This window comes from Streptomyces albiflavescens (assembly GCF_014645835.1).
GTDB lineage: Bacteria > Actinomycetota > Actinomycetes > Streptomycetales > Streptomycetaceae > Streptomyces > Streptomyces albiflavescens.
On the sequence record NZ_BMMM01000019.1, the window covers coordinates 69764 to 95207 of the forward strand.

22 protein-coding genes and 2 pseudogenes are annotated in these 25444 nt (G+C 70.0%); 13 read left to right on the plus strand and 11 right to left on the minus strand.

Annotated features, from left to right (window positions below; translation table 11 throughout):
* The first annotated feature begins 6 nt into the window (after positions 1 to 6).
* The 3 genes and pseudogenes from IEY95_RS38750 to IEY95_RS49645 all read left to right on the plus strand — a co-directional run.
* The gene (locus IEY95_RS38750) at positions 7 to 1194 is read left to right on the plus strand and encodes a glycosyltransferase family 4 protein (protein ID WP_189191011.1); all 1188 of its coding nucleotides are present in this window, start codon (positions 7 to 9) and stop codon (positions 1192 to 1194) included.
* Between the two features lie 44 nt (positions 1195 to 1238).
* A complete protein-coding gene (locus IEY95_RS38755) occupies positions 1239 to 2144 on the plus strand; it encodes a class I SAM-dependent methyltransferase (protein WP_229703657.1) in 906 nt (301 codons plus the stop codon).
* Between the two features lie 110 nt (positions 2145 to 2254).
* Positions 2255 to 3403: pseudogene (locus tag IEY95_RS49645) on the plus strand (lysylphosphatidylglycerol synthase transmembrane domain-containing protein); the annotation flags it as partial.
* 140 nt (positions 3404 to 3543) lie between these two features.
* Here the strand turns inward: IEY95_RS49645 and IEY95_RS38760 are convergent.
* Positions 3544 to 4353: a creatininase family protein gene (locus IEY95_RS38760; protein ID WP_189191012.1), complete on the minus strand. Its 810-nt coding sequence runs from the start codon at positions 4351 to 4353 to the stop codon at positions 3544 to 3546.
* A 39-nt stretch (positions 4354 to 4392) separates the two neighbouring features.
* Between IEY95_RS38760 and ribA the strand changes: the two genes are divergently transcribed.
* Both ribA and IEY95_RS38770 read left to right on the plus strand, forming a co-directional pair.
* Positions 4393 to 5100 (plus strand): GTP cyclohydrolase II, encoded by a 708-nt coding sequence (gene ribA, locus IEY95_RS38765; RefSeq protein ID WP_189190917.1) that lies wholly within the window; start codon positions 4393 to 4395, stop codon positions 5098 to 5100.
* Positions 5097 to 6110: an ornithine cyclodeaminase family protein gene (locus tag IEY95_RS38770; protein WP_189190918.1), complete on the plus strand. Its 1014-nt coding sequence runs from the start codon at positions 5097 to 5099 to the stop codon at positions 6108 to 6110. Before ribA ends, IEY95_RS38770 begins: the two co-directional genes overlap by 4 nt.
* A gap of 29 nt (positions 6111 to 6139) precedes the next feature.
* Here the strand turns inward: IEY95_RS38770 and IEY95_RS38775 are convergent, their stop codons facing one another.
* Genes IEY95_RS38775 through IEY95_RS38785 form a run of 3 tightly spaced genes read right to left on the minus strand, consistent with a single transcriptional unit; the run spans position 6140 to position 9384 of the window.
* Complete coding sequence (locus IEY95_RS38775) at positions 6140 to 7366, minus strand: serine hydrolase domain-containing protein (protein WP_189190919.1); 1227 nt, start codon at positions 7364 to 7366, stop codon at positions 6140 to 6142.
* A 30-nt stretch (positions 7367 to 7396) separates the two neighbouring features.
* Positions 7397 to 8809 carry an MFS transporter gene (locus IEY95_RS38780; protein ID WP_189190920.1) on the minus strand — a complete coding sequence of 471 codons (1413 nt, stop codon included), beginning with the start codon at positions 8807 to 8809 and terminating at the stop codon, positions 7397 to 7399.
* The gene (locus IEY95_RS38785) at positions 8806 to 9384 is read right to left on the minus strand and encodes a TetR/AcrR family transcriptional regulator (RefSeq protein ID WP_189190921.1); all 579 of its coding nucleotides are present in this window, start codon (positions 9382 to 9384) and stop codon (positions 8806 to 8808) included. Before IEY95_RS38785 ends, IEY95_RS38780 begins: the two co-directional genes overlap by 4 nt.
* Positions 9385 to 9458: 74 nt before the next feature.
* Between IEY95_RS38785 and IEY95_RS38790 the strand changes: the two genes are divergently transcribed.
* From IEY95_RS38790 to IEY95_RS38800, 3 genes are all read left to right on the plus strand, one after another.
* A complete protein-coding gene (locus IEY95_RS38790) occupies positions 9459 to 9899 on the plus strand; it encodes a PPOX class F420-dependent oxidoreductase (RefSeq protein WP_189190922.1) in 441 nt (146 codons plus the stop codon).
* Positions 9900 to 9932: 33 nt separating this feature from the next.
* Positions 9933 to 10325, plus strand: a complete 393-nt coding sequence (locus IEY95_RS38795; protein WP_189190923.1) for a methyltransferase domain-containing protein — start codon at positions 9933 to 9935, stop codon at positions 10323 to 10325.
* Positions 10326 to 10734: 409 nt separating this feature from the next.
* Positions 10735 to 13470, plus strand: a complete 2736-nt coding sequence (locus IEY95_RS38800; protein ID WP_189190924.1) for an ATP-binding protein — start codon at positions 10735 to 10737, stop codon at positions 13468 to 13470.
* On the opposite strand, the gene IEY95_RS38805 is transcribed toward IEY95_RS38800, so the two are convergent.
* Positions 13457 to 13858, minus strand: a complete 402-nt coding sequence (locus tag IEY95_RS38805; RefSeq protein ID WP_189190925.1) for a hypothetical protein — start codon at positions 13856 to 13858, stop codon at positions 13457 to 13459. The genes IEY95_RS38800 and IEY95_RS38805 overlap by 14 nt on opposite strands.
* A 234-nt stretch (positions 13859 to 14092) precedes the next feature.
* Between IEY95_RS38805 and IEY95_RS38810 the strand changes: the two genes are divergently transcribed.
* Positions 14093 to 14341, plus strand: coding sequence for a hypothetical protein (locus IEY95_RS38810; protein WP_189190926.1), 249 nt, complete (start codon positions 14093 to 14095; stop codon positions 14339 to 14341).
* A 172-nt stretch (positions 14342 to 14513) separates the two neighbouring features.
* Here the strand turns inward: IEY95_RS38810 and IEY95_RS38815 are convergent, their stop codons facing one another.
* The 3 genes from IEY95_RS38815 to IEY95_RS38825 all read right to left on the minus strand — a co-directional run bounded on the left by IEY95_RS38815 (position 14514) and on the right by IEY95_RS38825 (position 19190).
* The gene (locus IEY95_RS38815; RefSeq protein WP_189190927.1) at positions 14514 to 15035 is read right to left on the minus strand and encodes a hypothetical protein; all 522 of its coding nucleotides are present in this window, start codon (positions 15033 to 15035) and stop codon (positions 14514 to 14516) included.
* A gap of 677 nt (positions 15036 to 15712) precedes the next feature.
* The gene (locus IEY95_RS38820) at positions 15713 to 18061 is read right to left on the minus strand and encodes an NACHT domain-containing protein (protein ID WP_189190928.1); all 2349 of its coding nucleotides are present in this window, start codon (positions 18059 to 18061) and stop codon (positions 15713 to 15715) included.
* 385 nt (positions 18062 to 18446) lie between these two features.
* On the minus strand, positions 18447 to 19190 hold the full coding sequence (locus tag IEY95_RS38825) for an IS5 family transposase (RefSeq protein WP_189191013.1): 744 nt from the start codon (positions 19188 to 19190) through the stop codon (positions 18447 to 18449).
* 161 nt (positions 19191 to 19351) lie between these two features.
* On the opposite strand from IEY95_RS38825, the gene IEY95_RS38830 reads away from it, so the two are divergent.
* Entirely contained in the window at positions 19352 to 20128 is a 777-nt protein-coding gene (locus IEY95_RS38830) for a DUF4253 domain-containing protein (protein ID WP_189190929.1), read from the plus strand.
* A gap of 448 nt (positions 20129 to 20576) precedes the next feature.
* Here the strand turns inward: IEY95_RS38830 and IEY95_RS38835 are convergent, their stop codons facing one another.
* Both IEY95_RS38835 and IEY95_RS38840 read right to left on the minus strand, forming a co-directional pair.
* Entirely contained in the window at positions 20577 to 21218 is a 642-nt protein-coding gene (locus IEY95_RS38835) for a hypothetical protein (protein ID WP_189190930.1), read from the minus strand.
* A 60-nt stretch (positions 21219 to 21278) separates the two neighbouring features.
* Positions 21279 to 22041, minus strand: a pseudogene (locus IEY95_RS38840) (MFS transporter).
* A 274-nt stretch (positions 22042 to 22315) separates the two neighbouring features.
* Between IEY95_RS38840 and IEY95_RS38845 the strand changes: the two are divergent.
* Positions 22316 to 22666 carry a VOC family protein gene (locus IEY95_RS38845; protein ID WP_189190931.1) on the plus strand — a complete coding sequence of 117 codons (351 nt, stop codon included), beginning with the start codon at positions 22316 to 22318 and terminating at the stop codon, positions 22664 to 22666.
* Positions 22667 to 22698: 32 nt separating this feature from the next.
* Here IEY95_RS38845 and IEY95_RS38850 read toward each other — a convergent pair whose 3' ends face one another.
* Positions 22699 to 23688, minus strand: a complete 990-nt coding sequence (locus IEY95_RS38850; protein ID WP_189190932.1) for a helix-turn-helix transcriptional regulator — start codon at positions 23686 to 23688, stop codon at positions 22699 to 22701.
* 93 nt (positions 23689 to 23781) lie between these two features.
* On the opposite strand from IEY95_RS38850, the gene IEY95_RS38855 reads away from it, so the two are divergent.
* Positions 23782 to 24180 carry a VOC family protein gene (locus IEY95_RS38855; protein ID WP_189190933.1) on the plus strand — a complete coding sequence of 133 codons (399 nt, stop codon included), beginning with the start codon at positions 23782 to 23784 and terminating at the stop codon, positions 24178 to 24180.
* A gap of 49 nt (positions 24181 to 24229) precedes the next feature.
* Positions 24230 to 25333, plus strand: a complete 1104-nt coding sequence (locus IEY95_RS38860) for an IS481 family transposase (protein ID WP_268240541.1) — start codon at positions 24230 to 24232, stop codon at positions 25331 to 25333.
* Positions 25334 to 25444 lie beyond the last annotated feature (111 nt).

Below are 25444 nucleotides of genomic sequence, written 5' to 3' on the forward strand. Positions count from 1 at the left end.
ACGACCATGGACCAGGCTTCCCTGAACAGGGGCCACCCCTCCCTGAACTACGTGCCCGTACAGAACGCGGCTCTCAAGAACGCCGAGATCATCCCCATGTCCCTGCGCTCCGTGCACTTCGTGATGCCGGGCGGCGTCGACGACCCGGCCGCGCCGAGCGGCGGCAACGCCTATGACCGGCGGCTCTGCCTGGACCTGCCCGGCTTCGGCTGGCAGGTCCACCGGCACGCCGTCGCGGGCAGCTGGCCCAGCCCCGGATCCGCCGCCCGTACGGAACTGGCCCGTACGCTCCGTGACTTGCCGGACGGCACGGTCGTCCTGCTCGACGGACTCGTCGCCTGCGGTGTCCCCGAGATCATCGTCCCCGAGGCCGAACGGCTGTGCCTCGCCGTCCTGGTGCATCTCCCGCTCGGCGACGAGACGGGACTCGCACCCGCCGTGGCCGCCGACCTGGACGCCCGGGAACGCACGACGCTCCGGGCCGTGTCGGCCGTCGTCGCCACCAGCGACTGGGCGGTCCGCCGGCTCGTCGCCCACCATGGGCTCGCCCCCGACCGCGTCCATGTCGCCGCGCCCGGCGCCGACATCGCGCCGCTCGCCTCCGGCACCGACGGCGTCTCGCGGCTGCTGTGCGTCGCCGCGGTCACCCCGCGCAAAGGACAGCACCGGTTGGTCGAGGCCCTCGCCACCGTCACCGATCTCCCCTGGAGCTGCGTCTGCGTCGGCGGACTCGGCCAGGATCCGGCGTACGTCGCCGCGCTGCGCACCCTGATCGAGAAGCACGGCCTCGGCGACCGTCTGCACCTCGCCGGACCGCAGGCCGGCGCCGAACTCGACGCGAGCTACGCCGCGGCGGACCTCATGGTCCTCACCTCGTACGCCGAGACGTACGGCATGGCCGTCACCGAGGCCCTGGCGCGCGGGATCCCGGTCCTGGCGACGGACGTCGGCGGCCTTCCCGAGGCGGTCGGGCGGGCACCCGACGGCGGGGTGCCCGGCATCCTCGTACCGCCGGAGGATCCGGCGGCCCTCGCCGCGGAGCTGCGCGGCTGGTTCGGCGAGGCCGACGTACGACGCCGCCTCAAGGCCGCCGCGCGGGGCCGCCGTGCCGCGCTGGACGGCTGGGCCACGACGGCCCGCAGCCTGGCCGGCGTGCTGGGCCGACTGCCCCGGGAACCCCGGAGGGCGGCGTGAGTACGGCGACGACTCCTGCGGGGGTGCCCGGACAGGGTCCGGCGGTGCCCGACAACTCCGGGAAGATTGCGAGGACTGGCGTGCCTGGTCAGCGGGTTGGTGCGGCCGATGCCGACGACGTGCCGCGCTACGCGCCCCAGTGGCTCCAGTTGCGCGAGGGCGCTGACGCCGGCGCGCGGGCGCCCGAACTGCTCGACCCGTTGCGCGTCGGGCTGGCGAACCGGCCCGGGCGCGGCGGCGACCTGGTGATTCACGATCTCGGCTGCGGAACCGGCTCCATGGGCCGCTGGCTCGCGCCCCGGCTGGACGGCGCCCAGCACTGGATCCTGCACGACCGGGACCCGTATCTGCTGCACTTCGCGACGGTGGGTGCGCCCCCGGCGGCCGCCGACGGCAGCCGTGTCATGGTCACCACGCAGCGCGGCGACATCGGCCGGCTGACCGCCGACGCCCTGGCCGGGGCCTCGCTGGTGACCGCCTCCGCGCTGCTCGACGTGCTCACCGGCGAGGAGATCGACCGACTGGCGGCTGCCTGCGCCGGCGCCGGGGTCCCGGCCCTGCTGACGCTGTCCGTCGTGGGGCGGATCGAACTCGCGCCGGCCGATCCGCTCGACGCCGAGTTCGCCGAGGCGTTCAACGCCCACCAGCGGCGCGGCGAGCTGCTCGGCCCCGACGCCGTCACGACGGCCTGCGAGGCCTTCGGCCGGTACGGCGCGACCGTACGGGTGCATCCGAGCCCTTGGCGGCTCGGCCCCGACGACGCCGCGCTCACCGAGGAGTGGCTGCGCGGCTGGGTCGGCGCGGCCTGCGAGGAGCGGCCCGACCTCGCGGCGCATGCGGAGACGTATCTGCGCTCCCGCCTGACGGCGTTGGCCGAGGGCGAGTTGACGGTGGTGGTCCACCACAGCGATCTGCTGGCGCTGCCCGGGCCGACAGGTGGTGCGGCATGAGCGCGGGGACGGAAGCGGTGGACGCGGACGCGGGTGCCGTCCGTACACGCACGAAGGACGCGCGCGCGTTCGGGGCCCGCAGGCCCGCGAACGGCGCCCGGGCGGGCACGATGCGCAGCCGCGGCGAGGCCGCCGCCCTCCGGGCCGGCGGCGAGGCCGGACTGATTCCGGCACGCGGCAGGGTGGGCCAGGACGCCGCTCGCGGTGAGGCGGGGCCCGTCTGGGCCGACGGCGGAGCGGGGTCGACCTCGGTCCGCGGCGAAGCGGCCTCGACTCCTGTTCACAGCGCGGCAGACCGGGCTCCCGCCCGGGACGGCGCAGGCTCGACTCCCGCCCGCGGTGAGGCGGCCTCGGCCCGGGCCGAGAGCTCGGCCGCTCCGTCCGCCGTCGACAGCGAGGCGGTCCCGGCCCGTACTCGGGCCGCCGCAGGCCTGCGTGCCCGGCTCGGCTCTCGCGCGATACGTACCCACCTCGGCACCGTCGCCGGTGTCGTCATCCTCGGTGTGCTGCTCTGGCGGCTCGGTACCGGGGTCTTTCTTGACGGGCTGCGGCGGATCGACGGTGTGACGCTGCTGGCGGCGCTCGGACTCGGGCTGCTCACCACGGTGCTGAGCGCGTGGCGGTGGAGTCTCGTGGCCCGTGGGCTGCGGATTCGGCTGCCGTTGGGATCGGCCGTCGCGGACTACTACCGGGCGCTGTTCCTGAACGCGGCGCTGCCCGGTGGGGTGCTCGGCGATGTGCACCGCGCCGTACGGCATGGGCAGAGCGCCGGGGACATGGGTCGCGGAGTGCGGGCTGTGGTCCTCGAACGGACCGCGGGGCAGGCGGTGTTGGTGGCGGTAGGGGCGACGGTGCTGCTCACGCAGCCGTCGCCGGTGCTTGCCGACACCCGGCAGCTCGCGGTGATTCTGGCGACCGTCTCGGTGTGCGGAGTGGTGACCGTCGGCGCCGTGCGCAGAGGGCGGGCGCCCCGCCGCTCCCCACGGTACGGAGCCGTCCACGCCGCGCTGACCGAGGCACGGGGCGCGCTGCTCGCCCGCGGGAGCTGGCCCGGCGTGCTGCTCTCGTCGGTGCTGGTGCTGGCCGGACACCTGGCCATGTTCGTGCTCGCCGCCCGGGTCGCCGGATCCACCGCGTCCGTCGCCCAGTTGATGCCGCTCGCGCTGCTGGCCCTGCTGGCCATGGGGCTGCCGCTGAACGTCGGCGGCTGGGGCCCCAGGGAGGGCGTCACCGCCTGGGCGTTCGGCGCCGCGGGGCTCGGCGCGAGCATGGGCCTGACCGTCGCCGTGGTCTACGGAGTGCTCAGCTTCGCGGCGAGCCTGCCCGGCGCCGTTGTCCTGGTCGTCCGGTGGTGCGCGGCGCTCCGGCGCCCCCGCGAGGAGAGCGCAGGAGGGCACGATCAATGCCGACGATCAACGACCGGCGAAGTTCCCGCTTCCGAGGCTTCCGAAGGCAGCGTGTCGGTCGTCACCAAGGAGAAATACGCCCCGAAGGAATCGGTCAGCGCCGCCAGCAGTTCTTTCCCCTTCTCGGCGGCAGCCATCGAGGGACGGCCGATGACACCGGACTCGGTATAGCCGGACATACCGAGGGTGAGCAGATGCCGCCGGTCGTCGGCGAGGAAGTCGGAGGTCTCGTAACCGGCTTTGACCAATTCCGGATGGGTGTGCAGAAGAATGGAGGTCTCGATTTCTCCCGCATGCATATCGCTGAGCAACGAGGTCTGTACACCGGCCCGTTCACGGGCCGCTTCCCAGTCCTCCATGGCCGGGAAAAGCGCCATACGGGTACCGCTGCCGACGGATTCCTGAACCACATTGCCCAGTACGTAATTTCCGCCGTGCCCATTGACCAGCACCAGGGTGTCGACGCCCGACCCGCGCAGCGAGGCGGCGATGTCCCGCACCACCGCGTGGAGCGTGACGGAGGAGATGCTGACGGTCCCCGGCCAGGCCGCGTGCTCGTGCGAGCAGGAGATCGTCACCGGAGGAAGGAGATGGACCGGATACGCGGCGGCGACTTCCCGCGCGATGGCGCATGCGACGAGCGTGTCGGTCGCCAAGGGCAGGAACGGACCGTGCTGTTCGAAGCTGCCGACGGGAAGGACGGCGACCTGACGGGCGACACCGGACCCCCGCTTCCGTACATCCTCCGTGGTGTCCAGCGGCAACAGACCGGATACCGTCGAGCGCGTTCCCGAACTACTCATGTTTTCACGGCCCTTTCGACTCTGCTTAGGAACCAGATCATGACAGATAACTTTGGCGTACTCGGCGGGAATGCCCACCTCACAGGTGTCGAACGAGTCGTGATTGCCCCCTTGCCCACCAAGTACGGCGATTTCCACGCCGTCGGCTACCTCGACCACGATCGGGGCGAGGAACAAGTGGCCCTGGTGTACGGGGACTTGGACGCCATTGCGGAAGGAGACGTGCTCACCCGGCTGCATTCGGAATGCCTGACCGGAGACGCCTTCGGGTCCACGCACTGCGAGTGCGGCCCCCAGCTCGCCGCCGCACTGCGTGCCATCGTCGCCGAGGGGCGCGGCATCCTCGTCTACCTCCGGGGCCACGAGGGCCGGGGGATCGGTCTGCTCGCCAAGCTGCGCGCGATGAAGCTCCAGTCGGAGGGCCTGGACACCGTCGAGGCGAACCTCGCCCAGGGCCTCCCCGTGGACGCGCGCGACTACGGGGTGGCGGCGGAGATACTGCACGACCTCGGCGTACGGTCCGTACGGCTGCTGTCGAACAACCCGCGCAAGCGGGAGTCGCTGCTGCGCAACGGCATCAAGGTCGCCGAGCAGGTGCCGCTGCTGATCCCGCCGTGCGAGGAGAACCTCAGCTATCTGCTGACCAAGCGGGAGCGCCTCGACCACTTCCTGCCCCACCTGGACGGCGGCGACTGGGCGCAGGCGATCTTTTGCGGATCGGCGAAGACGGTTATCACTGAGGAATGACCGAAGACGACGCACGCGACGGACACGACGAAGACGCCGTCGGCCCGCTGTACCTCTCGGGTGAGCAGGTCCGGGAGCTGCTGGACACCGACGCGGCGATCGCCTCGCAGCGCGCGGCCTTCACCGCGCTCGGTGACGGCACGGCGGAGCTCCCGGGGAAGATCATGCACCCCAGCCGCTTCGACGACAGTGTCGTCTTCGCGTATCTGGCGCGGCTGTCCGCGGACACCGGGGCGGTCGCCAAGATCGGCAGCGTCAATCCGGGCAACGCGGCGGCCGGACTGCCCACCATCCACGCGGTGATCAACGCGCTGGACCCGGTCACCGGGCAGCTCGCCGCCGTCATGGACGGCACCGCGGTGACGACCCTGCGCACGGCCGCGGCCGGCGCCGTCGCCTTCGACGCGCTGGCCACCGCCGACAGCACCGAGCTCGGTCTCCTCGGCTCCGGCACCCAGGCCCTCGCCCACGCGCGGGCCGTGGCCCGGGTCCGGGAACTGAGATCCGTGCGGATGTGGAGTCCGCACCCGGGACGACGGGCGCACGCGGCGCAGCGCCTCGCCGCCGAACTCGGTGTCGCCGTCAAGGCCGTCGACACGGCCGAGGAAGCGGTCGTCGGCCTGCCGATGGTCGCGGCCTGCACCCTCAGCCACACGCCCGTGGTCCGTGGCGAGTGGCTGGCGGCGGGCTGCACGGTCGTCAGCGTCGGCTCCTTCGAACCCACCCGCAGCGAGGTCGACGCGGAGGTCGTGCGCCGGGCCGCCGCGGTGGTCGTCGACGATCCGACGACCGCGGCGGAGCACGCCGGTCCGGTGGTCGACGCGCTGCGCGACGGGAGGCTCGCCCGGGAGGACCTGATCCCGCTCGGCGGCGTGCTCACCGGCCGGCACACGGCTCGTACGCGCCCCGACGACATCGTCTTCTACAACAGTGTCGGTCTCGGCATCCAGGACGCCGCCGCGGCCTGGGCCGTGATCGACGCGGCCCGGGCGCGGCGGGTACGCGGATGAACCCGGGCGACCTCGTGCGACCCGCCGAGTCAGTCGAGCAACGCCTCGTGCACGAGACGCTTGAGCTCGGGAAAGAGCGAGTTGGACGTCTTCGGGCGGACCTGGGAGAAGAACTGCACGGTCAGGTCGCGGCGCGGGTCGACCCAGAACGTCGTACTGGCCACTCCGCTCCAGCCGAACGCGCCCTCGCCGGCGGGGGATCGGGTGACGTCCGGGTCCACCACGACGGAGACGCCCAGGCCGAAGCCGAGGCCCGCGTTGCCGGGTTCCTGGTGGACGGGGCTGCCGAAGGCGCGGCGGTCGGCGTTGCCGGGGAGGTGGTTGGAGACCATCATGTCCACGGTCTCGGGGGTCAGCAGGCGGGTTCCGTCGAGTTCGCCGCGGCGGCGGAGCATTTCCGTGAAGCGGTGGTAGTCGTGGGCGGTGGCCACCATGCCGCCGCTGCCGGACAGGAAGCGGGGGCGGCCGTGCAGCGGGAGCCCGGCGATCGGGGTGATCCCGCCCTTGTCGTCCTCCCCGTACAGCTCGGCGAGTCGGCCGGCCTGTTCGTCGGTGACGCAGAACCCGGCGTCCGCCATCCGGAGCGGGGTGAAGATCCGTTCGCGGAGGAAGTCGTCGAGATCGCGGCCGGACACCACCTCGATGACACGGCCGAGGACATTCGTGGCGACCGAGTAGTTCCACTGGGTGCCCGGCTCGAACTGGAGCGGCAGGGAGGCGTACACGTCGATGGTCTCGGCCAGGTTCGCGCCCGGCGGTACCGACGACTCCATGCCGGCGTCCCGGTAGAGCGCGTCGATGGGGTGGGAGTGGTAGAAGCCGAAGGTCAGGCCCGCGGTGTGCGTCAACAAGTGGCGGAGCAGGATCGGTTGTCCGGCCGGGCGGGTCTTCGTATCGGGGCCGGATCCGCTGACGTAGACCCGCGGGTCGGCGAAGGCGGGGAGGACGTCGGCCACGGGATCGTCGAGTCGCAGGTGCCCCTCTTCGAGGAGCATCAGAGCGGCGACCGAGGTGACGGGCTTGGTCATGGAGTAGATCCGCCACAACGTGTCGCTCTCCACGGGCAGTCGGGCCGCGCGGTCACGACAGCCGTACGTGGTGAGGTGCGCGACACGGCCGTGCCGGGCCACGGACACGAGGTAGCCGGGCAGTCGGCCGTCGTCCACCAAATGGGTGAAGTGCTGGTCGAGGCGGGCCAGCGCCGTCGGATCGAGGCCGGCCTCGCGTGGCTCGACCTCCTGTCGCAGGTCTCCCATGGCTCTCCTCCGGGCTGCGGCTCTTGTCCTTCATGGTCTCGTACCGATGGCTGAAGCGTCCCCCGGGGGACCTTGGCCGGCGGTCACGACACCCGCGTGACCCGGAAGCCTCAGGGCGAGCAGGGCACCAGTCGCGGACACCGCCGCGAGCGCCGTCAGCGGGGGACCCGTCGCGACACCGTTCGTGAGCGTCATCAGCGTCGCCGCAGCGGCGACCCCCAGCGTGGGTCCCACGTTCATCGCCGTCTGCTGGAGCCCGCCCGCCACGCCGGCCGACTCCGCCGAGGCGTGCCGTACGACGACCGCCGTCGCGGTGACCATCACCGCCGCGAATCCGGCGCCCAGCAGCAGGAAGCCGATGCCGATCGGTATCGCGGTCGACGCCTCGTCGAGCCGGGACAACACGACGACGCCCAGCGTGAGGACGCCGGTCCCGGCCAGGGTCGTCCGGCGTGCGCCGAACCTGCGCAGGAGTACGGCGGACAGGGGAGCGCCGAGCACCATCATCACGGCGCCCGGCAGTGCCCTCAGGCTGGTCTGCATCGGGTCCAGGCCCAGGGTCTCCTGGAGGAAGTAGCTGCCGACGAACAGCGCGCCCAGCATCGACGCCGACGCGGCCACCAGAATGCCGAGGGCCGCGCCGATGGCCGCCGAGCCGAGGACATCGGGCGGGACCAGCGGGCTTGCGGTACGGCGTTCATGGCGTACGAACGCGGCGCCGGCGACCGTGACGACGATCAGCCCGAGCAGGGTCGCCGCGGTCCAGCCCGTCTCCGGTATCTCGACCAGCGTCTGCACCAGACTCACCAGGGCCACCGCGAGCAGACAGGCGCCGGGTACGTCGAGCCCGCCGGCCACCGGGGCCCTGTCCCGGGCCGGACCACGGACGGCGAGCGCCAGTACCCCCATCACGAACGCGGGTACCACGTTGAGGAAGAAGACGGCCCGCCACCCGAGTTGGGTGACCAGCGCCCCACCGACCAGCGGACCGGCGGCGGCCGCGAGACCGATCGCGCTCGTACGCAGCGCGATGGGCATCCCGAGCCGGTCGGGAGGGTACGCGGCACGCAGCATCCCGAGGGTGGCCGGTTGGAGCAGCGCTCCGAAGACGCCCTGCGCGACCCGCAGCCCGATCACCCAGCCGATGCCGGGCGCGAGACCGATCCCCGCCGACGTGGCGCCGAAGCCCAGAATGCCTACGGCGAAGACAGGTTGATGACCATGCCGGTCCCCGAGCCGACCTGCGAACACCAACAGGCCGGCCACCGCGATGAGATAACCGGTGCTGGTCCACTGGACCTGTGCGAACGAGGCGTGCAGATCGCGTTGCAGCGTGGGCTGCGCGACGGTGAGCACGGTTCCGTCCAGGGCCACGATCACGGCACCGAGCACGCTGCTCGCCAGGGTGAGCCGTCGATGGACCCCCGGGTCGGGTGAGTTCACCGCTCCTCCGGCCCGAGATGCGCCTCCAGCGCGGCTGCCAACAGGGGGACGAAGTCGTCCGCGTCCGTGGCCAGTTGGAGGCTGCCCCAGCCCCACAGCTGGGCGATCCCGTGCAGGTTCGCCCAGAGCGCGCCCGCGACGACCGGGGCATCGGCCTCGGGCCGCACCCGGCCGACCAGGTCCATCAGAACACCGAACAGCGGCAGGCTCGTCTCGCGCAGTCCCAGTTGTCCGCTCTCCAACAGGTCATGACGGAACATCAGCTCATACATGCCGCGCTGGGTGAGCGCGAAGTCCAGGTAGACCCTCCCCAGGGTCTTGAGCTGGTCGCGAGGGCCCGCCTCGCCGTCGCCGAGCGCCGTCGCGGCCCGGGCGCCCAGGTCGGCGAAACCCCGGCGCGCGATGGCCGACAGCAGCTCCAGGTGTGTCGGGAAATAGCGGCGCGGGGCTCCGTGCGAGACACCGGCGCGCCGGGCGATCTCCCGCAGGGTGAGCACCTGCGCGCCCTCCTTGGTCACCAGATCGACACCCACCTCGACCAGCCGGTCCCGCAGCCCCAACTCCGATTCGCTCATAGACACTGTCTACCAGGTTGCGTAGACAGTGTCTACGCGGGAATGCGGATCGCCTCCCGGAGGTTCGTCGATACATGACTCAGGACGCGACGCAGGACGCACTGCTCAAGCTGCTCTCCGAGTACAAGGGCGGGGTGCTCGTCACCCTCAAGAAGGACGGGCGACCCCAGCTGTCGAACGTCAGCCACGCCTACTATCCCGACGAGCGGATCGTCCGGGTCTCGCTCACAGATGACCGCGCCAAGACCCGCAATCTGCGCCGGGACCCACGAGCCTCGTACCACGTGACCAGCGAGGACCGCTGGGCCTACACGGTCGCCGAGGGCACGGCCGAGCTGACACCCGTGGCCGAGGGCCCGCACGACGAGACCGTCGAGGAGCTGATCCGGCTCTACCGTGACGTCCTCGGCGAGCACCCCGACTGGGACGACTACCGGGCCGCCATGGTCCGCGACCGCCGTCTCGTACTACGGCTGCACGTGGACCGGGCGTACGGCATCCCCCGGGGACGCTGAGCCGTTGCCGCCGCTCGTGCGCACCTCAGGGGCGTGGAGGACCGGAACCTCAACTGCTCCCCGCACGCGCGGGGATGGTCCCGCGTTCCGCACCGGCACGAAGGCAAGGAGCGCGAGGCCATCATCGGAGCCGACGTCCTGAACGACTGGACGTCTCGCTTCGTCGTGCAGTTTGCCGTACCGCACGCGCAGCGCCTGACGATGGAACGGGACGGGCACACCGAGGACGTTCTCGTCGACGTTGCATCCGGTTCGTGGGCTGCCCTCTACGAGGAAGACGGCCATTGGACCGTGCGGCAGGACGGCCCGGATGCCCTCTGGGACGCCGCCGAGGAGCAGCTCGGCCGCTGGCACGCCGCCGGCACACCGGCGGCTGAGGAATTCACCGTCAGCGTCACCCCGCAGGGCCAGACCATCCGCTGGTAATCCCAGGCCGGCCCCGCCTGTTCGCTCCCCCCCCCCGTGGCGGACGGGCGCGGCCACATTGGCGGCCTCGGCCAGCGCAACGCCTGGTACTGGACGTCCAGCGGTACGCAGTGGCTTGCCTACGGGCTGATCGCGGCCGGGTGGCTGCTCACGACGACGGTCGTGGCGGGCGTCACGCCCGCAACTGAGCCGGGGAATAGGGATGACTTCGTTTCTCACCGGTTTCGCGTAGTGGTCGGCGGCGGACTGTAGCGGGTCTGCCCGCGTGGATTGAACAGTCCGGTGCTCCTCCCTGTAGGAGCAGCAGGACCACGGAAGTTGGACGCGGGGCCCCCTTGAGCGGTCCTCTTCCGCGCGCGAGAGTGGCCAGGGGGACCGTCCGCCGCGGGCACAGGGGGAGGTGGCCGACATGGGCGATCTGTTCGTCGGGCGGAACAGCCATCTCTCGGCTCTCAACGACCAACTGGCACAGGTCATCGCCGGTGCGCCTCGTCTGGTGCTGGTCGACGGGCCGGCCGGGATCGGCAAGACTGCCCTCATCGGCCGCTTCCTCGCGGGGCACCCCGGGGCCGAGGTGCTGAAAGGCTGCGGGGAGGAGAACGAGACCGGTCTCCCGTTCGGTTTGCTCGATCAACTGCTGTCACCACACACGGAGCAGGCCGTCCCCCGGCCTCCGGCGGCCGACGCGCCGACCGTCGGCTCTCGGCTGCTCGATGTGCTCGGTGAACTCCAGACGCGTAATGCCGGACCTCTGGTTCTCTTGGTGGACGACGCGCATTGGGCGGACTCCTCGTCCCTGCAGGCGTTGGCCTTCGCCCTGCGCCGGTTGCGCGCGGACCGGGTCCTCACGGTCGTCGTCCTACGAGAGGCCGATGATCCGGCGTTGCCCGAGGGATTGCGCCGACTGCTCATCGGCGAGGGCGCGCTGCGCCTGACCCTGAGCGGCCTGACCGCGGGCGAGGTCTGTGAACTCGCCGCCGCCAGTACTGGTCCGCTGCCGCCGACCGCCGTCGTACGGCTGCTCGACCACACCGCCGGCAACCCGCTGCACGTCAAGGCGCTGCTCGAACAGGTACCGCCCGCCCACTTGATGTCCGCGACGTTCCTGCTGCCCGCGCCCCTGGGGTACGCCCGATTGATCGAACAGCGGCTGGCGGGCTGCACCGACGAGGCGCAGGCCCTGGTCGCCGCGGCGAGTGTGCTTGGGATGTCCTGTCCGCTGCACGCGGCCGCCCGGCTCGCGGAGCTGAAGCTTCCGCTGCCGGCACTGGAGGAGGCGGTCGGCGCCGGACTGCTCGACGAGACGCCGGAACCCGGCGGCCCCCGCGTGTCCTTTCCGCACCCCATGCTGCGCGCCACCGTCTACCGGCGGCTCGGCCCCGTACTGCGGCATGCGCTGCACCGGTCCGCGGCCGGGCAGTCCGACACGGCGTTCGGCCGCCTCCAGCACCTGGTGCACGCCGCGCAGGGTCCGGACGACGCGCTGGCCGGACAGCTCGCCGACTTGGCCCACTCCGAGGCCGCCGCCCGGCGCTGGGGGACGGCCGCCCCGCTGCTGCGCGACGCCGCCCGGCTGGCTCGCGCGGAGCGGGACCGAGAGCGGTACGGCGTCGAGGCGGTCGAGGCGTTGCTGTGGGAGGGCCGCCGCGACGAGGCGCAGGTGCTGTTCGACGAGCTGCCGGGGGATGCCTGCTCGACGGCACACCGGTACGCGCGGGCCCTGATGTTGCCGTTCGACGGCGACATCAGGCAGGCTGAGCCTCTCCTGCGGGATGCCTGGAGCATCTGTGACAGCGCGGCGGACCCTGAGCTGGCCTCGTACATCGCCGGGCAGCTCAGCTTCATGGCGCTGTCCCTCAACCACGGCCTGCAGGCGGCCGAATGGGCCGAACAGGCCTTGCGGCTGTCCGCCCGGCGGGCCTCCAGCACCATGCTGCGCTACGCCCGGATGACCGGTTACGGCCTCAGCGGTGACATCGGGCGCGGGCTCGCCGTGGCCGCGGAGTTGCCGGACGCCTCGCTCGTCGCCGTGGCCGATGTGGATCTGCTCTGCGGACGCGGCCTCCTGCGGATGTGGTCGGGCGACCTGGAGAACGCGGAGCGGGACTTGCGGGAAGCCCTGTTCATCTGCCGCGACGGGCCGATGATGCTGCGCATCGTCGCGATGTTGGAGATGGGTCTCACGCAGTACGGACTGGGGGCCTGGGAGGAGGCAGCGTTGTGCCTGGAATCGGCCGCCTCCCTCACCGACGACACCGGCAATGAGCTGCATCTGACCGTGCATGCAGCGGCCGCGCGCGTCCTCGCCGCCCGCGGGGACTACGAACGCGCGGAGTGGCATCTGGATCAGGTGCCCGACATACCGGTCACGCCGGGGACCGTCATGACCGAGTCCCGGCGTGTGCGCGCCTTTCTCGCGATCCTGCGGGGGCAGCCGGACGCCGCCGCGGCGGAGCTGCTGCCGCTCCTGGAGGCCGACGCCGCCGAGGGGCTGTGCGAGCCGATGGCCGCGCCGTGGCGCGATCTGCTGGCCGAAGCGTTCGTCGGACTCGGGCGCCTCGACGAGGCGGACCGCGTATTGACCGCCTTCGAGGCGCTGGCCGCCGCCCGTGGCCACCGGGCCGCCCAGGCCACCGACTGCCGGGTCCGGGGCGAACTGCTGGCGGCACGGCATGAGCCCGACGCCGCCGAGGACGTGTTCCGTGCCGGGTTGGCGCACGCGGCCCGGGTCACCGCGCCGTACGAACGGGCCCGCCTCCAGCTCGCGCTGGGCGAGCTGCTGCGCCGGACCGGCCGCAGGGCCGCCGCCGCGCAAACGCTCCAGGCCGCGCACGAGACCCTGACGGCCCTCGGCGCGGTCCCCCTCCTGGAGCGCTGCGCGCGGGAACTCGCCGGCTGCGGGACCAGCGGTGCGGCAAGGTTTCGCTCAATGCCGCCCGACAGCGGCCCTGTGCTGACCCCGCAGGAGCTGGCCGTCGCCCGGCTCGCCGCCTCCGGTCTCACCAACCGCCAGGTCGCCCGGGAGCTGGTGCTCAGCGTGAAGACGGTCGAGTACCACCTGGGCCATGCCTACGCGAAGCTCGGCATCTCGTCCCGGGTGGGGCTGGTGGCGAAATTTCCGCCCGGCCCGGTCAGCGCTGGATGAGGAAGCGCGGGCTGGTCGCGAAGCTCGCGTCCGGGTCCGTCAGGCCCATGTATACGGAGGCGTAGACCTCGCACTGGTGCCCCTTGTGCTTTTCCAGCTCCGCGGCGGCGATGCCGAAGACGAACGCGGCCTGCTGCTTGTCCCAAGGGGCCTGACTGAGCAGCCCGCTGACCACGTTGGCCGTCGCCGTCTGGATGTTCGTGCCGTCGATGAGATCCTTGACGGTGATCTCGACCTCGTAGGGCGCCCCGATCCGGAAGATGGCGTCGCCCGCCTCCACCTCCACCGCGATCTCGGCCGCCTCCTTGGGGTTCAGGGTCGGGTCGGCGTTCGGGCTGGTCGTCTTCCGGGCAAAGACCCGGACGATCTCCACGTCGTTCGGTCCCACAACGATCATCTCCCTCGTGGGGAAGGTGCCGTCCGGCCCCGTGCCGGATGCTCACCGCATCCCCCGTGGGAGACATTAGGAACGGTGCGAGCCGCCACGCTTCGGGGTACGGCTCGGGGAAAACCCCTGGGAACTTCGGGAACCGGCCCCGGTACGACGGAGTGTGCCCGGGTGGCGTGTGCCGCCGCGATCGGAGCTGGCGCAGCACTGCTGTACACGGTCCGTAATTACCGGTTGAGTCGACGCGGTCAGGTCACCGACCGGTTCACCAAGGCACTGGAACGCCTCGGCTCCGAGGCGAGATATGTACGGATCGGGGGAGTACTGGCGCTGGAACAGATCGTGCAGGGCGCCCCCGAGCAGGCGACTCATGCCGCCCAGGTGGGGCTACTGACGGAATGCGGCTCGTCGGGTGACGGAATGCTGGTCGCCGGGTCACCGGGCCGGGCCGCCGGCTCCCGGTCGACGACGTTCGCGCCGTAGTGGGCTCCGAGTTTGGGAACCCGCGCCCCGCCCCCAACCACCCACGACTGAGCCCACCATCATGTGACCGCACGCCCGTAGGGCGCCCTGCGTCCACCCTGCCGAGCGCTGAGGGCTGCGGAAGACGTTAACTGCCGTCCCAGCGTCGTCTTGCCCTCAACAACCACCACTATCAGGTGGTTCCCCCGTCGCACATGGCGGCCCGCTTTGGTGCTGGCGGGGCATCCAGCGTCACCTCGCTGGTGCCTGGGAAATCTGGTTCGCCGATTTGGCGGGACTCCTCAAGTCCATCATCCGCCCGCCGCCAGGTGCGCCCGTCGCCGTCGGTGAAGTTCAAGATGCTCAGCTGTACTTCACTTGGACGTTGCTGACTCACATCTAGTGCACTCAGCAACGTCTCTTCCGTAAGCACCATCTCCTTGCATGGCCCGAGATTCGGGAAGGTCAGTTGAAACGGTTCCAATACAGCGGGGTCTTCGCCGCGTTGCTGGGTCACAAGTAACAGCGACAATGTGATGCCTGTGATGGGGTCAGGCGATCGATTCATCACGTGCACGGTGCGCTGCGCGCGATGCGGGCCCCCCTCACTCCAGAAGGAGACATGGGAAGCCTGGCTGCGGCTTTCGCGCTGGGTAGCCTCTCGTGACTGCTCGAGTCGGTCCTTCGACACAGCGGCGCCGTAGTACGTGGCCACGCCAGTGAAAATGAGGCTGCCGATCGCGGCGACTGCACCGAGGACACCCCCGATATGGGCCCACCGGATGCGGTGCCACCAGCGTTCCGGACCAACCTCGCGGACACGCCCCCTGACCCGATCTGGGGTCGGCCGTTGGCGTGCGAGTCGGACTCGCACCTGACGGTGTGCATTCCCAACCACTGGACCCCCTCATGCCGTCAGCGGGAAAGACGCCGGAATCACCGATTCGGCTTCCGACGCTCCTACTCGGCGACCCGCGTGTCCCCCTCTTTGGTCCTGGAGTGGGAACACCCGGGTCTGAAACGGCCAACCGACGAAATGCGGCTCGCGAGGTGACGGAATGCGCAGAGCACGGTCAGAGGGCCGGGCGGCCGCCGCGTGTCCGCCGGCGCCCGCGATGCGCTGGGTTCCCAGACTGGGAACGTGGGACCTGCTCGGGGATCTTGGGGCGCTCCTGGAAGGTGAATGTCCTGTCTCACCCAATCGAGTCGATGTCTCAGCGAACCGAGTCGCTCCGAGGCCTGTCTCAGCGAACCTACCCGGGCGGCTGCTTGCGTTGGGGTGCTGGTCGCCCTGCTGTCGTCCGGTTGACGGAGCGGTGTGGAAACCGGCGAGTATCAGGCGTCCGTTAGGTCGCCGCGAAGCCACCAGCCTGAGGGAAGTCGTCGGCCTGATCAGGCGCTCTCCCCAGTACGGTCCGAAGCGAGCTGCTCCTGCAACCGCGCATGCCGAAACTGGTAGACGGAGCCCGCCTGGCGTAGTACCCCCCGCTCATGCGCCTCAGCGAGGAAGGCCATCAAGCGCCAGGGGAGTCGGCCCGCCCCACACAGCCACAGGCGCGCGATGAGCAGCCTTCCCCACGCGGATACAACCAGGGCGATGGGCCCGATCGGCAGGCAGACTGCGGTCGCGATGCCCGCCCCCTGAGGCAGAACAAAATCGGCGAGTCCGGCGCTCAAAAGGGCGCTGTTCAGCACGAGGAACCCGCGTATGAGCCCCGTCGCCCGGTCGGAACGAAGGCTGTCCAGTGGGCTCGAGGTACGGCTGGTGTCGACGGGCACTCCGAGCCACCGGTGAAGGCCAGCGGAAAATCCTGCGACGAGGCCGAGTCCGAGTCCGCCGGTAACCCCGAACGCCACGGCTGAGCGGAACAGTTCGCCAGGGCTCTGCCCCTCCGCCAGCCATTGCCACCGGTTGTCTTCACTGAACGCAGCAGCTCGCCCAGCGGCTGTGCTGCCCGCCGCGAGCGCGAAGCCCAGACCAAGTACGGTTCCAGCCAGCAACCCCACACTGAGTCCTTGGCCGAGAGCTCGGCCCAACCGCCAGGGCTGCGCGCTCGCGCGCTGCTGCCGGCGCCGCCACCCAAACGGCATCGTGGAGGGAGTGGGTGTAGTGGTGACACCGACGACGGCCAGTCCTGAGGCCACCGCCAGCCCGTACAGCGCACCAACGGTGAGCCTGTCCAGCACCGGGCCGATCCCGTACGCAGCCCCCGTCCCCCTCGTAATCCACTCCCCCTGCGACACAAAAAGTGGCTGAACCCATCCGATGCGCGCGGCCAGCGGGATCACACCGATGAGTGGCAACAGCGCCTTGTATCGAAGCCTGATTCCCTCTCGGCTCAGAACGGCGTATCCAACGCACAGGCCGAGGAGACCAGCGCCCGCGGCCACCGTCGATGCCGCGCCGTGACCCGACAGCCACCGGGCTACGCAGATCGCTTCTATGAGTATCCCGAGTCCCAGCAGCGGTCCGAGGAGCCGCAGCGGTGCGGGCTGTGCCTCGGGCAACTCCCACCAAGCCAGGTCGCGCGTTCCGCGCTGTTCTAGATGCCGGGCGAGGAAGCGCAGCCAATGCACGGCATCGTCGCTGTCCCAGCGAGCCGACGTGCGGAAGGAGGCGGGGACGAACGCTTCCAGCAGGTGCTGTTGCAGAACCGCAGGTGTGGCGAAGCGGGGATTGCATAGGAGCTCGGAGGGATCGGCCCCCGTGTCACCGTAGGCGGCTCGGGCCATCGCAACCATCAGCGGAAGGCTCAGGATTTCCCGCAGGCGGCGGGACGTGGGTGTGTCCGGATGGCGTCGGACGTGGTCAAGGATCGGGTCCCAGGCGGTGGCGCGCGTTCCAGCGGGGTCCCGCACGGGTCGTGCGGTGCGGACCAGGAATTCGGCTGCCTCCTCGAAGCCGAGTGGTTGTAGTTCGACCACCGCCGCCGAGGTGAGAACATCGCTGTTTTGGACGACTTCGGCGTACACGTTGCTGCGGCAGGTCAGCAGCAGCGGAGAACCGGCGTCCAGTTCTGTGTTGAGCCGCCACACGGCCGCAGATCGCGTGGGGGCGGCCATCTCGTCGAGTCCGTCGAGGACCGGGAGGACCCGTCCGGTGGCGACGAGTTCACGCGCCAGGACGTCTCCCGAGGGGCCGTCGGCGGCCAGTGTGGGGTATCCGATGACGAGCTGGTCCGCCAGCCACTGACGCAGGCCCTGCTGGTCGGGGTGCCAGGTGGAGACCTGGAAGATCACGGGAACCGGATCGCCGGTGCGTTGTCTGCTGAGCAGGTCAAGGGTGAAGCGAACGGCGAGAACGGTCTTGCCGCTGCCGGGAGCGCCGAGGACGACCAGGCGACGGGAGGGAACGCGGCCGAACACGTGGGCGATGTCGGTGATTTGGCCGTCCAGGTCGGGACGCTGGCCGTCCCGGGCCGGCCACCCTATGGCCTCTTCAAGGTCAGAGAGCCAGGCCGACGCCGCTACCCAGCGCACCGCCAGCGGTTCTGGGTCTTGGAGCCGCCGCAGCCGCCATTCCGCCTGCCACTGGGCGCGAACTGCCTCTGCCAGAGTGCCAGCGGCCCGGTCCAGTAACTCGCCAGGAGACGGAGAAGGGCCGGTCCGCGCCGTGCTCAGCAGCAGACCAGCGAGGGAGACAAGGAACCCCAGGACCGACAGCAGAGGCCCCGTGCTCTCGAGACTCCGATCTCGCACGGCTACCACCGTCAGGGCACCGGTGGCCAGTGCCGCACCCACCCACAGTCCACGGCGCCAATTCCTCATCAGCCGCGCCCCCGTCCCCCGTGCCCTTGCTGACGCGCGCCATTGTCCCCGCCCAACTGCGCCCCCGGAACGGGCGCAACCAGGTGATTCCTCCAACGCAGACACCTATTGATCTTGATAGGCCGTCGTCACGCTCAGGCGGAAAGGAGCAATCACGAGCCATCTGCCCCGCACGACAGCACGTTTGAGGGCCAGTAAGTCCCCATCGACACAGGCAACTACCTCTTTCCGTGTCAACGAGCCAAATCCAGTCGTCTCATCCAACCCAGTCCATGCAGGTCAGCGTTATGCAGGCGACTTACTTTCTTGAGACAGAACAGTGAACTCGGTGGCCAGCGCCAGTGAGCCTTTTCCATCTTTACTCTGAACTGGCCAGATGCAGGGTGAGGACTGCCTGAACGAGGCTCGTGATACGGGTGGTCGAGCAGCGGAGCTTGCGGAGGAGTCGCCATGACTTGAGGGTGGCGATGGCCTGCTCGACAAGGGCCCGGATCTTCGCGTGGGACCGGTTGACGGCCTGCTGGCCTGCGGACAGCGTCTCCCACCGGCCGCGGTAGGGAACACGGACCGTACCGCCGGCTCCTTGGTAGCCCTTGTCGGCCCAGCAGACGATGCCGGCCCCTACGAGAGCATCGATGACACCGTGCTCGCGGGCCGCACGGACGTCGTGGACGGCCCCGGGCAGAGCGGGAGATGCCCACAGCAGGCGCCCCGACGGATCGGCGACGACCTGCACGTTCATCCCGTGTTTCTTGTGCTTGCCCGAGTAGAACGGCCGATCGGCGGCGATGCGGTCGATCGGCAGCAGCGTCCCGTCCAGCAGGACGAACGCCTTCCTCGACGCCGCCCGGACCGCATCGGCGAGGGACGGTGCGAGTGCGGCCAGGACATCGACGGCCTCAGTGATGTAGCGGTAGGCGGTGGTGGTACCGATCCCGAATCCGGCTGCCAGCTGGGCGTACGGATGACCATTGCGGAGATGTGCCAGAGCGAGCAGCGCCTGCCGCCCCGCACTCAAGCGCCGCCATCGGGTACCGAGACGAAGACGGTGTTCCCGCAGACGAGCGGCAAGGAAGCGCAGGGCGGAGCTGGACACGTCCAGCCCGACGGGTAGACAGGCATGCGAAGCCTCTGGTGGGCACGGGTTCTTCTTGGTCGAAAACCCATCTACCAGGGGCTTCACCCGTCTGTCAGCCCAACTGCCCGGCAAGGCCAACAGGTTGGAAAAGGATCACTGTCAGAGACACCTTCTACAGTGCATCCATGGTTCTTGCGCTGCCTGACGGATTGCCTCCCGGTCGGATCCTGCCCTGTGGCTGGTTGCACGCGTGGGTCTCCGACGAGTTTCCTCATGACATCGAGCACTTGTGGTCCCGCTTGCTGGGCGAGCACGAGGCAACCGGGCTGGTTCCGCTCTTGTGGCCTGGTGCTCTGGGAAGCCCGCTGGAGCTGGAACAAGTTGACAGCGACTCCTTGGAGGACGTGCTGGCGGCGGACTTCGCCGAGTATCGGCGCAGCAGGCTTCCGTTCCGGACGAACCCGACGCCGGTCCCGGTTCCCGAAGGAATCGAGCCGTGGCCGCACGACCCCGGGCCGCCCTTCGAACAGTGGCCGGGCCTGGCGCCGACGCTACCTGTGTTGCCCACTGATCCGACACCTGAGGAAGCCTCGGTAAGGACGCTGGCCCGGCTCATCGACGTGGCCCGGCGGGACCGTTGCCGCCTTGTGCTCGTCCCCGCCGCGCGCAGTAGCGACGCCGTTGCGTCGCTCGGCTTGGACACGGAAGCACCACTGCCCTTGGTCTGTGCCCTGCTGCGAAGCTGGGAGGACCGGTACGGCGCGCGAGTGATGGGAGTGTTCGGCAGAGAGCTGCACGTCTCAGTCGCACGCCCGCCTGTCGAAGCCTCCCAAACGGAGCTGCTCGCTCTGGAGCACGTGCTGTCGACCGCGAACAACATCGTCGACGACCCGCCCACACCGTTTCCCGAGTACGCAGCAAGTCTTACGGGGCGAACTCACTGGTCGTTCTGGTGGGATTAGGGGGCCTCACGGGCTCCGTATAGACCGGGTTGCGCACGGCGACCTGCCATCGCCGCCCTCAAGACCTGGCGGCTTCTACGGAAGCTTCGATGCTCCACCACCCGCATCACCGCCCTCGTGCAAGCCGTCCTCACCCTCCACCTGACCAGCTCAAACCGAGGTTGGAAAAGGCTCACTGAGTAGGACAACCGTCTGGGGTCATCTCATCTAAGTCGGCCAGCGCATAACGGCAGCTGCGTACTCGGCTGTTGACACCGATGTGGCAATCACGAGGTTTTTCATGGTGCTGGCGCACGCTTTCCCAGCGCAGCGTCTTGTGGGCAGCGCTTCCAGAGGTCATCAGGAACCAGGTCAGCGGACACGGTCGCAGCGTCTGCCCAGACATGTCGTCAGACATCAACGGAGCAGCCAAGATCGGCACGTCAGGCGAGCGGGAAATCCGTCCGATTCAGCGCCAGCCACCGTAGCGCGGTTCCGAGTACTCGCCGAACGGCGGGTCGTAGACCTCCCCATCCTCGGTGGTCACCACGTAGTCGGGCTGGGTCCTTGAGGCCGCCGCCTGCAAGCGGATGACGAGGTCGGCGACAGGCAGGACACGCAGCGACAAAACCGCAGCCACGCGAGCACGCTCCTCGGCGATCTCCGGATTGTCCCTGGACAGATGCCTTTCGAGATGCTGGGCGGAGGCCTGCATGACCTCCACATCGCCGCCGCCGGAGAAGCGAAGACAGTCCTGCCATCCCAGCCCGATGATGATCTCCAGCGCGTCCGCCAGGTCGTCGGCGATCAGCCCGCCCTCGCCTTCGGAGTTCCCGAAGATCACTGGCCTGCGACCGCCGATCTCGGTGCACAGGAAGTACGCCCCACCCGCAAAATCCCCTGCAATCGTCTCCAGCGGCGAACCCGAGGCAAGCCTCAAACCCTCACCGCGCTGCTTCTGCTCGATGTCGAACTCGAAGGACGTCCGCAGCAGCCCGTGGACGTCCGGTGTGTTCTGGATCAGATCGAGCAGATGATCGCTTGAGGCCATGACATGGACGATAGCCAGGGCCACTGACACGCAGGGCTCAGGCCCGACCCATTGGTCCACGACCGCAGCGGATACCCAGTCGGCATCCGCTGCCGCAACAGGGCATTGTGAAACGATCAGTTAGGCCGCGCTGTCGCGCCGCCGCGGAAAGCCGTGCCCGCGGGCGACGATCACCACAGCCAGTACCGGCAGCAGGAGACCGAGGACGGCCCACGCGAAGGACGTCGGACCGAAGAGGTCGAGCAGAATTCCCCCCGTGACGCCTCCGCCGACCATCGCCGCGTTCCACAAGGTGACGAGCATGGCCTGTGCGGCGTCGGCCACGTCGCCGCCCGCATCGGCGACAGCCGTCTGCAACAGGGTGGGCACACCACCCCAGCCGAGACCCCACAGCGCCACCGCGACGAACACGAGCGCGGGCCGGTCCGCGAGGATCGCCAGGACGGTGGCCGCGACCGCGACCAGCAGCGTGCTCGCGACGGTGAGAGCCCGCAGCCGCCGGTCGATGTGGGCGCCCACGATCCAGATGCTCACCATGGACGCGCCGCCGAAGACCAGCAGCACGAGGTCGGTCGAGCCACCCATGCCGAGGTGTCCGAGGAACGTGGCGATGCCGCCCTCGCTTCCAGCCCGCTGTGGCCGCCGTCAGGGGGATCGCCGTGAGCGCGGTCCCGACCGCGTAGATCGTGACCGACTGCCCCATGGTGGACTCCCCGACACCGAGGTCGGCGCTCATCGCCGGCAGCACTCCCGCGGGCAGTGTCTCGGTCAGGCTGGTGATGAACACGGCGGTGGCCAGCGCGAGGAGGGCCCCGAGCGGGAGCTTGCCTTCGTCGACTCGACCGTGCGCAAGGGCCGGTTGTGTCGTCGTTTCGCTTCGCATGCCGCGTAGGGTCGAGCCTGACATTGGTGTCAGGTGCAAGACGCCGGCCGTAGGGGGCGGCGGAAGCGGGGAGTGCGGGGGCATGCCCGATCCCGCCTCGTCGGTGCCGGTCACGGGCCCCACTCATGTGATCGGCGCCGACAGGCGAACGGGCGGTGGATGTCCGGGGCGGCGAAGGATGTCAGGCCGGGTGCAGAGAGAACGGCCGGGCTGGGCCGGCGGACCGAGGCGCGTCGCGCTTGCCACCGGCTTTCGGCCGCACTAGCCTCCGCGCGTGATCAATGGGGCGCATGTGGTGATCTACACCCGTGATGCGGAGGCCGACCGCGTCTTCTTCCGGGACGTCCTGGGCCTTGCGCACGTGGACGCGGGGCACGGCTGGCTCATCTTCAAGGCTCCGCCGGCGGAGTTCGCCTTCCACCCGGCCGAGGGCGAGCCGTCGCACGAGTTGATGCTGATGTGCGACGACGTCGAGACGACGATGGCCGAACTCGGCGAGCAAGGGGTCGAGTTCACACGGCCTCTCACGGAGGCCCGATGGGGGCGCGTGACGGGCTTCCGGCTGCCCGGTGGCGGTGAGATCGGTCTGTACGAGCCGCGCCATCCCCGGGCGCACGACGTCTAGCTGTGCCATCTCATGACATTGGTTCCTCGCGGTCAGGCTTGGCGGGCGTAGGACGCGAGGCGATCGGCGAGCGCGATGACGAGGTCGTGCAGTTCAGCGGGGCGCTCGATGACGAACGGCCGGTCGAGTGAGGCGAGTACCGGAGGCAACCAATCGAGCCGCTCCGCCCGCAGCTCGACGCGCAGCCAGCGCTCGGTCGCCCGGTCCTCGCCTGTCACGGGCGCGTACTCCTCCAGGCTCGCGACGCTGGCGGGAAGGTGGGCGCGGATCTGCTCAACCGTTCCGTGGATCCGCAAGGTCACCTCATGCCGGTACTCGGCCGTGGCGAACCCCGACACTACGCGCTGTGCCGGACCGGGACCCACGGGCGCTTCGAATGAGCCGGGCAGGGTCCTAGCGTCTGCGATGCGATCGAGCCGGAAGGTTCGGTCCTCGCCGATCCGGGCGTCCTTGCCCGTGACGTACCACCGGCCCGCATGGGCGACGATCCCGTACGCGTGCAGCGTGCGTTCGCTGCGCCGTCCGTCGCGGTCGGTGTAGCGGATCGAGACCGGTCGGCGGTGGCGCACCGCATCGGCGATGGTGAGCAGGACCTCGGCGTCCGGGGTGTCGAAATCATCGAGCTGATCCGTGAAGGCGAGAGCTTCCAGGAGTGTGTCGAGCCGACGGGCGATGCGCTTGGGCAGCACCCGCCGGATCTTCGCCGATGCCGTCTCGCGCGCCGTGTGCTCCGTCGTCGTCAACCCTGCTCGGCGGCTGGCGACCAGGCCGAGCAGCACGGCCAGCGCCTCGTCGTCGCTGAGCATGAGCGGAGGCAAGCGGTACCCGGGGGCGAGCCGGTACCCGCCGTAGCGGCCGCGCACCGATTCCACGGGCACGTCCAGGTCGATCAGCTGGTCCACATACCGCCGCACGGTGCGCCCTTCGACGCCGAGCCGGTCGGCGAGTTCGGCCACCGTCCGGGTGCCGCCCGACTGCAGCAGCTCCAGGAGTGTCAGCACGCGGCCGGTGGGTCGAGGCATGTTCGCAGCCTAACGCGAATACAGGACCGATTCTGTCCACTATTTCTCCTAGCCTGCGACGTGCACGCCTCCAGCACAGCCAAGGAGATCCCCATGGACTTCGTCTCGATCCGCATCATCACCAGCGACGTCGCACGCCTCGTCGACTTCTACGAGCGAGCCACAGGGGCGCAGGCGACGTGGGCCACCGAGGACTTCGCCGAACTCAAGACCACGGGCGCCACCCTCGCGATCGCCGGCACCCGCACCGTCCCGCTGTTCGCCCCGGGCTCTGCCCGCCCGGCAGACAACCACAGCGTGATCACCGAGTTCCTCGTCGACGACGTGGACCGCGTTCACCAGAACCTGACCGGCTTCGTCACCGACTTCGTCAACGAGCCCACCACGATGCCCTGGGGCAACCGGTCGCTGCTGTTCCGTGACCCCGACGGCAACCTCGTCAACTTCTTCACCCCCGTCACCCCAGCGGCCATCGAAAAGTTCGCACGCTGACGCCACGCACAGCCGCTCAGGCGGGAGCCCTGAGATCCCAGGGCTCCCGGTGAACGCGGCCGCCGAGTCCAGGAGCGCCACCAGCAGGGGACATCGGAACGCACCGCTGACCCCCGAAGGACGTCTGCGCTGGTGTCTGCGGATCGACGCCGGACGTCCGATCGCGCACGTGGCTGCGGAAGCCGGGATCTCCCGCCGCTGCCTGGCCAAGTGGTACGCCCGCTGGCGCGCACACGGCGAGAACGGACTACTCGACCACTCCTCTCGCCCCGACACCAGCCCCGCCCGCACCCCCGAGGACATCGCTGACCTGGTGGAGGCGCTGCGGCGGCAGACCAAGCACGGGCCGGCCCGGCTCGCCGCCGACCTACAGCGGCTGCACGGCGTCACACTCGCGCCCGCGACCGTCCACCGCATCCTGGTGAGGCGAGGACGTGGGCCGGCTCCGGGACCTCGACCCACCGACCGGCGAGCAGCTGCGCGAGGCCATCCGCTACGAACACGAAGGGTCGGCGACCTGGTCCACGTCGACGTCAAGAAGCTCGGACGCGTCCCGGCCGGCGGCGGCTGGCGGATGCACGGCGTCGGCACCGAGTCCGCCCGCGCCTCCAAACGCACCGGACCCGGTACCGGCAAGGTCGGATACACGTACCTGCATTCGGCGCTCGACGACCACTCCCGGCTCGCCTACACCGCGGCCCTGGACGATGAGAAGGCCGTCACCGCGGTCGCCTTCTGGCACCGGGCCGTTGCCTTCTTCGCCGCCCACGGCATCACACCGATCCGCCGCTGCCTCACCGACAACGGCGCGTGCTACCCGTCTACGACCTGGGCTGACGCGCTCGCCGCTGCCGGTACAAAGCACAAGCGGACCAGGCCGTACACGCCGCGCACGAACGGGAAGGTGGAGAGGTGTAACGGGACGCTCTCCCGCGAGTGGGCGTACGTCCGCGACTACACAACCGAGCGTGAACGCCGCGTCGCACTCGCGGAGTTCGTGAACTACTACGACCACGAGCGGCCGCACGCCGCGCTCGGCGGCCGACCGCCCATCAGCCGGACCGCCGGGAGCGACTACCGGATCGTCTTCGACCAGCCGCCCGAACCACTCGCGGACATCCCACAGCAGCTCACCTTCGAGGACTTCACGTAACCAAGGTCCCGAGACACCACATCCAGCCCAGCGCTGCCTTCTGGCCCCCAGCGGCCCGTCAAGGCAGGCCCAAGTCCCCGAACAGCCCTGTGCAGTCGGGGACTTGGGCGA